This is a genomic window from Gymnodinialimonas sp. 57CJ19, assembly GCF_038396845.1.
GTDB lineage: Bacteria > Pseudomonadota > Alphaproteobacteria > Rhodobacterales > Rhodobacteraceae > Gymnodinialimonas.
Window position 1 is genome coordinate 1,118,276 of sequence record NZ_CP151587.1, and the last position, 11,799, is coordinate 1,130,074.

Below are 11,799 nucleotides of genomic sequence, written 5' to 3' on the forward strand. Positions count from 1 at the left end.
ATCAAATCAAGGAGGCCATCCCATGGCAAAGGAAAAGTTTGAACGCTCTAAGCCGCATGTGAACATCGGCACGATTGGTCACGTTGACCACGGCAAGACGACGCTGACGGCGGCGATCACCAAGCAGTTTGGTGACTTCCGCGCGTATGACGAGATTGACGGCGCGCCCGAAGAGAAGGCCCGCGGGATCACGATCTCAACGGCGCACGTTGAGTACGAGACGGAAAACCGCCACTACGCGCACGTCGACTGCCCCGGCCACGCCGACTACGTGAAGAACATGATCACCGGCGCGGCCCAGATGGACGGCGCGATCCTGGTTGTGAACGCGGCCGACGGTCCTATGCCTCAGACGCGCGAGCACATCCTGCTCGGTCGTCAGGTCGGCATTCCGTACATGGTTGTTTACATGAACAAGGTTGACCAGGTTGACGACGAGGAGCTGCTGGAGCTCGTGGAAATGGAAATCCGCGAACTGCTGTCTTCCTACGAGTACCCTGGCGACGACATTCCTGTGATCCCCGGTTCGGCCCTGGCCGCTCTGGAAGACCGCGACGATGCGATCGGCAAAGACTCCATCGCCAAGCTGATGGCGGCTGTGGACGAGTACATCCCGACGCCAGCACGCGCCGTGGACCAGCCGTTCCTGATGCCGATCGAAGACGTGTTCTCGATCTCGGGTCGTGGTACGGTTGTGACCGGTCGTGTTGAGCGTGGCGTGATCAACGTCGGCGAAGAGATCGAGATCGTGGGCATCCGCGACACCACCAAGACGACCTGCACGGGCGTTGAAATGTTCCGCAAGCTGCTGGACCGTGGTGAGGCGGGCGACAACATCGGCGCACTGCTGCGTGGTGTTGACCGTGAGGGTGTTGAGCGCGGGCAGATTCTCTGCAAGCCCGGCTCTGTCAAGCCACACACGAAGTTCGAAGCCGAGGCGTATATCCTGACCAAGGAAGAGGGTGGCCGTCACACGCCGTTCTTCGCCAACTACCGCCCGCAGTTCTACTTCCGCACGACGGACGTGACCGGCACGGTTGAGCTTCCAGCGGGCACCGAGATGGTGATGCCGGGCGACAACCTGAAGTTCAACGTCGAGCTGATCGCGCCCATCGCGATGGAAGACGGCCTGCGCTTCGCCATCCGTGAAGGTGGCCGGACCGTTGGTGCTGGTGTTGTTGCAAAGATCATCGAGTAAGCAGTTTTAGCCCTCGGGCTGGAACGCGAACCTTGTAATGCAAAGGCCGCCCCTTCGGGCGGCCTTTGTCATGAGTGGGTGATTTTTATCGGCAAAAAGCACCGCGTTTGAGATCAGTGAAGGTTGTCCCTTGGGCCGGCTTTTTTTGCTATTTTCGACCCTGCTCAAGGTTGAGCAAACGCCTAACCACCTGATGCAAAACGAAAACCTGTCCTGCGTTAACACTTTCTTAACCCACTCCCACACCGGCGAAGACGGCGTTGCGCTTCGAAGAAGCGCGGCGGCGGATGAGCCGTCTGGATATCCGCCGCAGTCAGGCGGCTTTCTCAGTCGCGGCCTGAAGGTTCAGCCGGCGGCGGGGCGGCGCGACCTCGGCGGTTGTCTCCTTTGTGCACCGTGACAACAACAGGGTTTCAAACGCTGCGAAAACGCGGTTCATCGGGGCCTTCTTGTAGGGAAAGGTGCGCTCGCAATCCATGTCGTGGACGATCAATGCGTTGTCTGCTTCAAACAGGATCAGGTTGCCCGCCTCGTCCTCGGCGCAATCAATGCCGAAGTAGTCCAGACCAAGGGCAGCCGCCAGAAGCTCAAAAGTCGCTGCGTGGCGCTTCCCGATGCCCGTCGTGAACCCAGCCATGAACGCGGCTTCCTCCTGGCGCTTTTCTTCGGACGCGGCCATGTTCGCGTTCATGTACCAGACATTCCACTGATCCGAGATTGCCATGTGACAGGGGTAGGCTTTTCCGTCGATGACGATGATGCGGTACTTTCGGAAACGGCCATCGGTGGGCGAGGCATAGTCAATGAATTCGCTCACATAGAAGGCTTCCTCATGCCGGTCGGAGAGGTAGCTCAGGAAATCTTCGCGGGTCTCGATCTTGCGCAAACCGTGCCCGGCATGGGAGCCTTCAGGGCGCACCACGAAAGGATAGCTGCCAACGCTGCCCCAGTCATGCTCGCCCTGCCTTAGCGCCCGGGCAAGGTCATGGCGGGCCCAGAGCGCCGTTTGGGGCAGGCGCAATCCGGGCACGTCTGCGAATAGATCGGGGAGCAGGTCGCGCTTGGGCTTCACGAGGATGGGGGGCAGGTTGATGACGGTCGTGTCGCAAAGGGCGCTGATGGCGCGTACGGTGGCGAAGAACTTGTCTGCCGCCTCTCCGTCGGCGGGGGCCGCACAGAATGCGACATCGTGGGGCGGCGGAACTTGCAGGTCGGAATCGTCCAGGTCGGGATAGAAGGTGACCACATCGAAGGTGTCGTTTTGGAGGAGGAACTCCACCGGGGTATTGCCGCCCATATGTAGGGATGCTGCATAGACCAAAAGCGTCTTGCGCGGTGCCTTGCTTCGATGGGTTCGAAACACCCGGCACGACGCCAGCGCCTCGGCCTGTCGTTCCAATCCCTTGGCCCGATTGCCAAGCAATTGCTCGACCGTGGAAAGATCCATCAAGGCTCCGGCACGGGTTTGCGCATGGGCGGTCAGGGCGGCAAACTCATCTCGAAAGGGGATAAGATCCACACCTTCGTAAGCGAACTTGGTTAGGGCGGCTGTTCCCAGCTTTGTTTGAGGTTCCATTCTGGCTCCTGTCAATGTGGCGACAGGCTGGCAGAGAACTCTTAATGATTGGTTCATCCCGGCGTCGGCCAAGCAAGCGATCTTCGCCCTGCTCCTGAAAAGTGGCGCGCGGCGCACAGACCCCTTGCCAGCCACGGCGACTCCGCCTATACGCGCGCTAGTCCAACGGGGTGCGCCGAGTGCGCGCCCTCTTTCGTTGGTCAGAAACTATCTACGCGCACCTCTGGTGCGACAGACGCGATGAGGGTTTGCGATGAGCGCCGGTCCTCCTCTCCGATCTAGGCCCTAAATAAAGGGTGATGTCACATGGCAGTCAGCCAGAACATCCGCATTCGCCTCAAGGCGTTTGACTACCGGGTTCTCGATGCTTCCACGCAGGAAATCGTGAACACCGCAAAGCGCACAGGCGCACAGGTTCGCGGGCCCATCCCGCTTCCCAACAAGATCGAAAAGTTCACGGTTCTCCGTGGCCCGCACGTGGACAAGAAGTCCCGCGATCAGTGGGAAATCCGCACGCACAAGCGCCTTTTGGACATTGTTGATCCGACCCCCCAGACCGTGGACGCGCTGATGAAGCTCGACCTCGCCGCTGGCGTGGATGTCGAGATCAAGGTTTAAGGAGGGCTACCTGATATGTTGCGCTCTGGTGTAATCGCGAAGAAGGTCGGGATGACCCGCCTCTTCATGGAAGACGGCAAGCAGATTCCTGTGACCGTTCTTCAGATGGAAAAAGTTCAGGTTGTGGCCAAGAAAACCACTGACACGGATGGCTACACAGCCGTTCAGCTTGGTGCCGGCACAGCAAAAGCCAAGCGGACGTCTGCGCCTATGCGCGGTCACTTCGCAAAGGCCAACGTAGAGCCCAAGCGCAAGCTTGTGGAATTCCGCGTCGATGCTGAAAACCTGATCGAAGTTGGCGAAGAAATCATCGCCGATCATTACTTTGAGGGTCAGTTCGTGGACGTCACGGGCACCTCGATTGGTAAAGGCTTTGCCGGTGCCATGAAACGGCACAACTTCGGCGGCCTGCGTGCAACGCACGGTGTGTCGATCAGCCACCGTTCGCACGGCTCCACCGGTCAGTGTCAGGACCCCGGCAAGGTGTTCAAGGGCAAGAAGATGGCCGGTCACATGGGTGCAGCCCGTGTTACCACGCAGAACCTTCAGGTTGTGCGCACCGACACCGATCGTGGCTTGATCATGATCAAAGGCGCTGTTCCCGGCTCCAAAGGTGGTTGGGTGACGGTCAAGGACGCGGTCAAGAAGGCATTCCCCGAGAACGCCATTCTGCCCGCAGCGCTCCGTTCCGCCGCTGAAGAAGCCGCAAAAGCAGCCGAAGAGGCCGCCGCAGCAGCCGCAGCTGAAGAAGCAGCAGCAGCCGCCGAAGCAGCCGCAGCTGAGCAAGCCGCAATGGAGGCCGCCGAGGCCGAGGTTGCAGCCGAGCAGAAGGATGACGAGGCATGAAACTCGACGTTATCAAACTTGACGGCGGCAAGGCCGGTTCGGTGGACCTGGACGAGGCCCTGTTCGGGCTGGAGCCACGTGCCGATATCCTGCACCGTGTCGTCCGCTGGCAGCGTAACAACGCACAAGCTGGCACGCACAAGGTGAAAACGCGCCGCGAGGTTAGCTATTCCACCAAGAAGATCTATCGCCAGAAAGGCACCGGCGGCGCACGCCACGGCGCGCGTTCTGCTCCGATCTTCCGTGGGGGTGGTGTCTACAAGGGCCCAACGCCCCGTAGCCACGGCCACGAGCTGACCAAGAAGTTCCGCAAGCTGGGTCTGCGCCACGCGCTGTCCGCAAAAGCCGCGGAAGGCCGTTTGGTCATCATCGAGTCCATCGCGATGGACGACGCCAAGACCTCTGCTCTGGCCAAACAGGTCAAAGAGATGGGTTGGAAGCGCGCGTTGATCATCGACGGATCCGACGTGGATGCAAACTTCGCCCAAGCCGCACGCAACATCGAAGGTCTCGATGTGCTGCCAACCATGGGCGCCAACGTCTATGACATCCTCAAGCGTGACACTCTCGTGATCACGAAGGCGGGTGTCGAAGCACTGGAGGCTCGGTTGAAATGAGCGCAGACGCAAAACATTACGACGTGATCCGCAAGCCGCTGATCACCGAGAAAACCACAATGGCATCCGAGAACGGCGCCGTGGTCTTCGAAGTGGCCATCGACAGCAACAAGCCACAGATCAAAGAGGCCGTTGAAGCCGTCTTTGGTGTGAAGGTGAAGGCCGTGAACACGACCATCACCAAAGGCAAGGTCAAGCGTTTCCGGGGCCAGCTCGGCACCCGTAAGGACGTGAAGAAGGCCTATGTGACGCTGGAAGAAGGCAACACGATCGACGTGAGCACTGGCCTGTAAGCGCACGCCCTTGTGACACGATTTGCTATCTTAAACCCGCCAGCCCTTCCGGTTGGCGGGTTTTTCATATCCCCCATGCGCCGCCTGCTACGGTGCGGGTTTGCCGTACCATAGGATATTTTCCTTGGGTGGCATGTCGCCTTAACCCATAAAGGCTACCGAAGAAGGAAGGGCCTCTCCATGCGCTATCTCGCATCACTCCTGGCGATTGTGTTTTGCTTGCTGTCCGTTGGCCAAACCCACGCGCAAGACGACGGCCTGCACTTCCTGACGATCGACCGGCCCCCGTTCTCTTATCTGGAGGACGGTAACGCCGAGGGTTTCAGCATTGATTTGATGCGGCAGATATCCAGCGCCATGGGCCAAGAGGTGCGGTTTACCTTTGTCGAAGAATTCTCGCAATTGCTGGACGGTGTGGCCAATGGGGATGCCGATGGCGCGGTGGCCAATATCTCCATCACGTCAGAGCGAGAGGCGGTACTGGATTTCAGTCGCCCGATCTTTGGCAGCGGCTTGAAGATCCTCGTATCGGGCGCCGCCACAGGGGCGAGCATCTGGGACGTGCTTTTCCGGTGGGAGCTTTTGGCCCTTATCCTTGCCGGGTTTGGGATCCTGTTCGTGCTTGGCATGTTGATGTGGGTGCTGGAACGCAAACATCAGGATTACTTCAAGGACAACGCGCGCGAGGCCATGTTCCCGTCGTTCTGGTGGGCACTGAACCTTGTCATCAATGGCGGGTTTGAGGTGAACGTTCCCCGCAGCGTTCTGGGCCGCCTTCTGGCCGTGGTCATGGTCGTCTCGAGCCTGTTCGTCGTATCCTTGTTTGTGGCAAGCATCACGGCGTCACTGACGGTGGAGGCGATCAGCGGCTCGATCCAATCCCTAGACGATCTGCGCGGGCGCCGTGTGGGGACGACCCAAGGCTCCACCGCAAGCCTGTTCCTGAATGAGCGTGATGTGACCCACACGGGCTATGGCACGTTCATCGACCTGATGGACGCGTTCGAGGCCGAGGAGTTGGACGCCGTCGTCTTTGATGGGCCGATCCTGGAATATTACCTGACGCAGTCTCCGGGGGTGCAGGCCTATCTGCTGGAGCGGCTGTTCCGCCCCCAGGATTACGGCATCGCCTTCGCACAGGGCAGTGACCTGCGCGAGCCGGTCAACCGCGTCCTTCTTCGTTTGACGGAGGCCGGAGAGTACCAAGACCTGCGCCAACAGTGGTTCGGCTCTGCGCCGTAAACGGTTGCGCGGGGAAGCCCGCCTCGGTCGTCGGTGAACAAGCCCGGGATCGCAGGGCACGCGACCGGGGCTTTCTTCTCTGACGATTAACCGACCAATTGGCCTGCTTCGGGCACCCAATGGAACGTGGCATCGCCGACACCCGGCGCGACGTAGCCGATGGCGGGGAAGGGCATGTGGTAGCCGATGGCGGGAATACGATCTGCGGCGATCATGCCAAGGATGTTGCGACGCGACGCGGCGGCGGCTTCCTTGTCGGCGTCAAAGCGCACCTCCCAATCGGGCCGGGCAAGGGACCAGACCGGATGGTTTGCCAAATCGGCAAAAATCACCAAACCTGCGCCGTTGCTTTCGAGGCGGTAAACCATATGGCCCGGCGTGTGGCCAAAAGCGTTCAGGCCGGTCACGCCTGTCACCACATCGTCGCCGTCGCCGATAAAGGTCATCTGATCGGCAAGGGGCCGTACGTTGCTTTCGAACCCGCCGTTCTCGGCCCCGGCCCAGTAATCCCACTCGGTCTGGCCCGTTACATAGCGGGCGTTGGTGAAGGTGGGCGCACGATCGTTCATCAGCCCGCCAATGTGGTCGCCGTGCATGTGGGTCAGCACCACCACATCGACTTGATCGGGCGTATAGCCCGCCGAGGCAAGCGCCGCCGTGGTCGCCGCCGCGTTCAGGCCCGCGTCAAACAAGATCAGCTCATCCCCGGTGTTGACCAGCGTGGGGGTGAAAAAGAACTGCGAGACGTCGGGGGACAGGAAATTAGCGGCGCTGACCTCGGCAAAGGTGTCGGCGTCCACGTTCATGCCGAAGATGCCCTGGGGTTCCTCCCTCGGGGTGGTGCCTGCAAGGATGGTGGTGACTTCAAATGCGCCAATGGTGAAGCGGCGATGCTGCGCGAAGCTGTTGCCAAGCATCGGCGCCTCGGCACGGGCGGTTGCTGCAAGCCCCGCAAGAGGCGCAGCGGCAGCGCCCGCCATAAGGGTGCGCCGGGTGAGGTGGGGGGAGGGATGCGACATGGGGAGGCTCCTGTGTGGGTGTGGAGCAGAGGATAGAGCAGCGAGGCGTGCAAGGCGCGTCACGGTTACGCGAGGGGGGGGCTGAGAGATTGAAAGCCCCGATCGCGGCGATGCGGTCGGGGCTATTCGGGGTGTTTAGGATTTGCGCATCACCTTGGGCGCGCCGGTGGCCATGTCGGTGCCGGTGTAGTCAAATCCGGCGTCCTTCCAGGCCGAGAAGCCGCCCTTCATGTGGGCGACCTTGCCGAAGCCGTTTGCCAGGCATTGATTGGCGACTTTGCCCGACCGCACCCCCGACCCACAGTGAAACACGATGCGTTTTTCCGATTGGCTTGGCATGTGGCGCGGTTGGAACGCTTGCAGCGGCGCAAGGAGCGCGCCCTCGATGCGTTCGACGTTGAACTCCTGAGGGGTTCGCACGTCGATCAGGATGATTTCGTCCTTGTCGAAGGCGGCTTTCACCTCGGCTGGGGTCCAATGCTCCAGAGTGCCATTTTCAGTGTTTTCGGTTTCCATGGTGCTCTCCTCAGAACTTGTTCAGGGGGATTTTCAGATAGCTGTGGCCGTCCGCCTCGGCCGGAGGCACACGGCCCGCACGCAGGTTCATTTGCAGAACATGGAGCATCCGGTCGGGCAGGGCGAGCGTCTGGTCGCGGGCCTCGCGTTGCTTGACGTAGGGGGCTTTGTCGCGCCCGCCGCCGATATGGGCGTTGTGACGGCGCTGCTCGGCAACGGTGGATTCCCACTGGGGCTCGGGCCGTTGGTTGGTGCCGTAATCGTGGCCGATGAACAGCCGGGTTTGATCGGGCAACGCCAGGATGTCTTGCAGGGAGTCGTATAGATCGCTTGCCGTGCCGCCGGGAAAATCCGCGCGTGACGTGCCGACGTCGGGTTGCATGAACGTGTCATGCACGAAAGCCGCGTCACCGCCCACGACATAGGTGATCGAGCCGAGGGTGTGCCCCGGCGACAGCATGACCCGCACGGGCAGAGAGCCGATCTGAAAGGTATCGCCGTCGGCAAAAAGGTGGTCAAAATCAGCTTTGACATCAAAGGCATCGGGCAGGTTGTAGTAGTCGCGCCAAAGCTCCGCGATCTCGACAGTCTTCTCGCCAATCGCATTGGCGACACCCAGGCGATCCTTGAGGACCGAAGAGGCCATGAGGTGGTCGGCATGGGGGTGGGTATCGAGGATCCATTCGATCTCCAGCCCCTCATGGTCCGCAAACCGCAGGATGTCATCCACGCTATCGGTGTTGGTGGCGGCGCTTTCGGGATCGAAGGTAAGGACGACATCAATCAGAGCGGCCTTTTTGGTGTCCGGATCGGCCACGAGATACTGAATACTGCCCGTATCCTTGTCATAGAACCCGGTGACGTCCGGCGACCCGGTGCCGGTCGATTTGCTAGTACGCGAAAGTTGCATGATCTGAGCCTCCTTTCATTTAACGATTTGGGGGCCGTGCGGGTTCCCTTCAACCTCGCAATCGTTGCCGGGAGGGGTGGGCCGGGTGGATGGGGTGCAGGCGCTTTGCACGATGATACGAGCGGCAGACGCCGCCATCCATCGTGAAATTTGTTCGTTTTGTGCGACGGACCTGTAGTGTGACTGGGGAAACAACCATTTGGAGAATCCGATGTATAGGGCTTTGGGTACGGCTATGGTCGTCGCGGCTATCGCAACAAGTGCCGCCTGTGCACAGGAGCGCATTGAGCTGGATATCATCTATCCGATTAACCAAGAGGTGTTTCAGCTGAACGATGGGACATATTTCACCCAAGACAACCAAGGATATTTCGAGGTTGTCGAGGGTCCGCTGGAAGACGGTGCTATACGGTGCATTGGCGCGGGGTTTGACGGAAGCAGTGGAAACACGGTCGACGGGATTTGTATTGTCGGGGAGGATGCGGACACGTTTACTCTGCGATGGTCGGTGCACCCATCGCAGATGTCGAACGTCTGGACCATCGTGGCAGGAACGGGAAGGTTCGAGGGGGCGACCGGCGAAGGTGTTGCTACGACAGGCGCCGAGTTACTGTTTCGGGCCATGCCATTGCGTGAAACCCACGTTGTCGGGACGATCACGCTACGCTGAGACGGGTACGAGCGGTGTTTGGTACGGTTGAGTATTTGGTAGAGCGCTTCCGGGGACGGTTGGGCACGTGATGACGGGGCGAAAGCCTACGTGACGCTGGAAGACTGCAAAGCGGTTGATGAGGGCGCGGACCGCTAAGCTTCGCGTTTACGGTTGAGAATTTGAGCCTCGACCGCCTGATAGGTGGTCGGGGCTTTTTCGTCTAAAGATGAGTGTTAGAAAGCAATTCCTCTCGCAATTTGGACGAGCTTGAAGAAGCTTTTGCTGACGGTGGCAGTATCCGTGTCACACAGCTTCCTGATCCCGATCCACCCGGTCGATGCGCTGGTCGTGAGACCTGAAATTGACACGGTCAGGGATCGTATTGATAGCGGTGCGATTATGGCGGTTCTGTTAGTAACACCGTCGCTGGGGTTTTGAAGTGCATATTTTGAGAAATATTGATGCCACTGTTCCTAAAGGGTTTAACATACTCTGAGGACTGCCTATCGTGGCAGAAGACAGCATAAATTGGAGTGTTTCCTTTGATCGTCGAAGATGTTGATATTTCTCCTTTTGGGTACGGTGTTCTTGCGCTTTCAAACCCAAGCAACTGGTCGAATGAACCCGAATGTGAGCAATTTTCGCATTTGCTGACTGGGAAATCTGTTTATGTGTGGGCTCTAGTTTTCGCTTCGTACACCTGGCACCTAGAGCAAAGGAAAAATCTGGAGTTCAAGCCGGACCTAGAGCGTATTGACGAGTACATTGGAAGACACTTTGCCGAGTTTCGTGAAGCCAACCCAGTTGATTTCTCTAACGCAGGCAAGCAATATGTCCGCTCAAAGCCCGGCTCCTTTCAATCAATTCGGAAGAATTTTGGAGCGGCCCCAAAGAAGCTGCAAATCCCCGAGGCCGAGCGTAGACTTACATCGGAACTCAGCTTGCTCGAAGAGCGAGGACTAATTGTTGATCCGTTTACTGTAACAACGGCGGGAATTGTTGTGGCGGTATTGGGTTCAGTTCCGTTTGCATTCACGCGCCGAACTGACGAGGGCGATGAAAAATACCTTCAGATCAGGGCAATGCTTTGGGAGTTCGAAAGCCTCACTAAAGAGGAGAAGAGAGAAGTTCGTTTCCACTTCTTCATGGAGAAGGCCATAAAGAAACTAAAGAAACATGTGAAATTGATGGTGGACGACGAAATTACTTAGCTTAATGCGCGCACGTCGAGTCTCTGCTAAGCGGTGCGATGAACCATCAGGTCTTGATCTCCCTTGACCCTTCCCCCCCAACCCCCTAACAGACCCCATCGGCAGTGGCCCCGGATTCGTCCGGGGCTCTGTTTTTGTTCGTGGAGGGTCTCCCGAAGCGAGCGTTCTAGCCGGGCACCTACGGGGGCCTACAACATCGGGTCCTTACGCACGTTGCGCGTTCGTTTGGTCCCATAAGCAAACGGAAGACAGTGAACATGGCACTCAAGTCGTATAAGCCGACGACGCCGGGCCAGCGTGGGCTGGTACTGATCGACCGTTCGGAGCTTTGGAAAGGACGCCCCGTCAAGGCCCTCACGCAGGGTTTGACGAAGAAGGGCGGACGGAACAACACCGGACGGATCACGGCGCGCAGAATTGGTGGTGGTGCAAAGCGCCTCTATCGCATCGTAGACTTCAAGCGGAAGAAATTCGATATGCCGGCGACAGTCGAGCGGATCGAATATGACCCGAACCGGACAGCATTCATCGCCCTCGTGCGCTATGAAGATGGTGAACTGAACTATGTTCTGGCACCTCAGCGTCTGGGCGTTGGCGACAAGATCGTCGCCTCCGCAAAAGCCGACATCAAGCCGGGCAACGCGATGCCGTTCAGCGGCCTGCCGATCGGTACGATCGTCCACAACATCGAGCTGAAGCCCGGCAAAGGCGGCCAGATCGCCCGTGCTGCTGGCACTTACGCGCAGTTTGTTGGTCGTGACGGTGGTTACGCACAGATCCGCCTGTCCTCGGGTGAGCTTCGCCTCGTCCGTCAGGAATGCATGGCAACGGTTGGTGCGGTATCGAACCCCGACAACTCGAACCAGAACCTTGGTAAAGCGGGCCGTGTCCGCCACATGGGCAAGCGTCCATCGGTACGTGGTGTTGCCATGAACCCGATCGATCACCCCCACGGTGGTGGTGAAGGCCGGACCTCCGGTGGTCGTACACCTGTTACGCCATGGGGTAAGGACACCAAGGGCCGTCGCACCCGCGACAAGAACAAGGCAAGCCAGAAGCTGATTATCCGCAGCAGGCACGCCAAGAAGAAAGGGCGCTAAG

13 protein-coding genes are annotated in these 11,799 nt (G+C 59.1%); 9 read left to right on the forward strand and 4 right to left on the reverse strand.

Going from position 1 to position 11,799, the window contains the following annotated elements; all coding sequences use genetic code 11:
* The first annotated feature begins 22 nt into the window (after positions 1-22).
* A complete protein-coding gene (gene tuf / locus AADW23_RS05545) occupies positions 23-1,198 on the forward strand; it encodes an elongation factor Tu (RefSeq protein WP_341863511.1) in 1,176 nt (391 codons plus the stop codon).
* A 313-nt stretch (positions 1,199-1,511) separates the two neighbouring features.
* Here tuf and AADW23_RS05550 read toward each other — a convergent pair whose 3' ends face one another.
* Positions 1,512-2,774 carry a hypothetical protein gene (locus AADW23_RS05550; protein ID WP_341863533.1) on the reverse strand — a complete coding sequence of 421 codons (1,263 nt, stop codon included), beginning with the start codon at positions 2,772-2,774 and terminating at the stop codon, positions 1,512-1,514.
* Between the two features lie 306 nt (positions 2,775-3,080).
* Here AADW23_RS05550 and rpsJ point away from each other — a divergent pair, with 306 nt between their 5' ends.
* The 5 genes from rpsJ to AADW23_RS05575 all read left to right on the forward strand — a co-directional run bounded on the left by rpsJ (position 3,081) and on the right by AADW23_RS05575 (position 6,390).
* The gene (gene rpsJ, locus AADW23_RS05555) at positions 3,081-3,392 is read left to right on the forward strand and encodes a 30S ribosomal protein S10 (protein WP_011453707.1); all 312 of its coding nucleotides are present in this window, start codon (positions 3,081-3,083) and stop codon (positions 3,390-3,392) included.
* Positions 3,393-3,407: 15 nt separating this feature from the next.
* Positions 3,408-4,238 carry a 50S ribosomal protein L3 gene (gene rplC / locus AADW23_RS05560; protein WP_341863534.1) on the forward strand — a complete coding sequence of 277 codons (831 nt, stop codon included), beginning with the start codon at positions 3,408-3,410 and terminating at the stop codon, positions 4,236-4,238.
* Positions 4,235-4,855, forward strand: coding sequence for a 50S ribosomal protein L4 (rplD, locus tag AADW23_RS05565; protein WP_341863535.1), 621 nt, complete (start codon positions 4,235-4,237; stop codon positions 4,853-4,855). Before rplC ends, rplD begins: the two co-directional genes overlap by 4 nt.
* Positions 4,852-5,148 carry a 50S ribosomal protein L23 gene (locus AADW23_RS05570; RefSeq protein WP_011453710.1) on the forward strand — a complete coding sequence of 99 codons (297 nt, stop codon included), beginning with the start codon at positions 4,852-4,854 and terminating at the stop codon, positions 5,146-5,148. The genes rplD and AADW23_RS05570 overlap by 4 nt, the downstream gene beginning before the upstream one ends.
* A 180-nt stretch (positions 5,149-5,328) precedes the next feature.
* On the forward strand, positions 5,329-6,390 hold the full coding sequence (locus tag AADW23_RS05575; protein ID WP_341863536.1) for a transporter substrate-binding domain-containing protein: 1,062 nt from the start codon (positions 5,329-5,331) through the stop codon (positions 6,388-6,390).
* A gap of 86 nt (positions 6,391-6,476) precedes the next feature.
* Here the strand turns inward: AADW23_RS05575 and AADW23_RS05580 are convergent, their stop codons facing one another.
* The 3 genes from AADW23_RS05580 to AADW23_RS05590 all read right to left on the reverse strand — a co-directional run bounded on the left by AADW23_RS05580 (position 6,477) and on the right by AADW23_RS05590 (position 8,835).
* Positions 6,477-7,409 (reverse strand): MBL fold metallo-hydrolase, encoded by a 933-nt coding sequence (locus AADW23_RS05580; protein ID WP_341863537.1) that lies wholly within the window; start codon positions 7,407-7,409, stop codon positions 6,477-6,479.
* A 135-nt stretch (positions 7,410-7,544) separates the two neighbouring features.
* Positions 7,545-7,925, reverse strand: a complete 381-nt coding sequence (locus AADW23_RS05585) for a rhodanese-like domain-containing protein (protein WP_341863538.1) — start codon at positions 7,923-7,925, stop codon at positions 7,545-7,547.
* A 10-nt stretch (positions 7,926-7,935) separates the two neighbouring features.
* Positions 7,936-8,835, reverse strand: a complete 900-nt coding sequence (locus AADW23_RS05590; protein WP_341863539.1) for an MBL fold metallo-hydrolase — start codon at positions 8,833-8,835, stop codon at positions 7,936-7,938.
* A 211-nt stretch (positions 8,836-9,046) separates the two neighbouring features.
* Here AADW23_RS05590 and AADW23_RS05595 point away from each other — a divergent pair, with 211 nt between their 5' ends.
* The 3 genes from AADW23_RS05595 to rplB all read left to right on the forward strand — a co-directional run bounded on the left by AADW23_RS05595 (position 9,047) and on the right by rplB (position 11,798).
* A complete protein-coding gene (locus AADW23_RS05595; protein ID WP_341863540.1) occupies positions 9,047-9,505 on the forward strand; it encodes a hypothetical protein in 459 nt (152 codons plus the stop codon).
* Positions 9,506-10,029: 524 nt separating this feature from the next.
* Positions 10,030-10,698, forward strand: a complete 669-nt coding sequence (locus AADW23_RS05600) for a hypothetical protein (RefSeq protein WP_341863541.1) — start codon at positions 10,030-10,032, stop codon at positions 10,696-10,698.
* Between the two features lie 257 nt (positions 10,699-10,955).
* Positions 10,956-11,798, forward strand: a complete 843-nt coding sequence (gene rplB / locus AADW23_RS05605) for a 50S ribosomal protein L2 (protein ID WP_341863542.1) — start codon at positions 10,956-10,958, stop codon at positions 11,796-11,798.
* Position 11,799: the final 1 nt, after the last annotated feature.

What these genes read in the sequence shown, in the direction of transcription:
- rplD (WP_341863535.1), top strand. Translation starts at nt 4,235, where the DNA reads ATGAAACTCGACGTTATCAAACTTGACGGCGGCAAGGCCGGTTCGGTG.
- rplB (WP_341863542.1), top strand. Translation starts at nt 10,956, where the DNA reads ATGGCACTCAAGTCGTATAAGCCGACGACGCCGGGCCAGCGTGGGCTG.
- AADW23_RS05580 (WP_341863537.1), bottom strand. Translation starts at nt 7,409, where the DNA reads ATGTCGCATCCCTCCCCCCACCTCACCCGGCGCACCCTTATGGCGGGC.
- AADW23_RS05570 (WP_011453710.1), top strand. Translation starts at nt 4,852, where the DNA reads ATGAGCGCAGACGCAAAACATTACGACGTGATCCGCAAGCCGCTGATC.
- AADW23_RS05595 (WP_341863540.1), top strand. Translation starts at nt 9,047, where the DNA reads ATGTATAGGGCTTTGGGTACGGCTATGGTCGTCGCGGCTATCGCAACA.
- AADW23_RS05575 (WP_341863536.1), top strand. Translation starts at nt 5,329, where the DNA reads ATGCGCTATCTCGCATCACTCCTGGCGATTGTGTTTTGCTTGCTGTCC.
- AADW23_RS05550 (WP_341863533.1), bottom strand. Translation starts at nt 2,774, where the DNA reads ATGGAACCTCAAACAAAGCTGGGAACAGCCGCCCTAACCAAGTTCGCT.
- tuf (WP_341863511.1), top strand. Translation starts at nt 23, where the DNA reads ATGGCAAAGGAAAAGTTTGAACGCTCTAAGCCGCATGTGAACATCGGC.
- rpsJ (WP_011453707.1), top strand. Translation starts at nt 3,081, where the DNA reads ATGGCAGTCAGCCAGAACATCCGCATTCGCCTCAAGGCGTTTGACTAC.
- rplC (WP_341863534.1), top strand. Translation starts at nt 3,408, where the DNA reads ATGTTGCGCTCTGGTGTAATCGCGAAGAAGGTCGGGATGACCCGCCTC.
- AADW23_RS05585 (WP_341863538.1), bottom strand. Translation starts at nt 7,925, where the DNA reads ATGGAAACCGAAAACACTGAAAATGGCACTCTGGAGCATTGGACCCCA.
- AADW23_RS05590 (WP_341863539.1), bottom strand. Translation starts at nt 8,835, where the DNA reads ATGCAACTTTCGCGTACTAGCAAATCGACCGGCACCGGGTCGCCGGAC.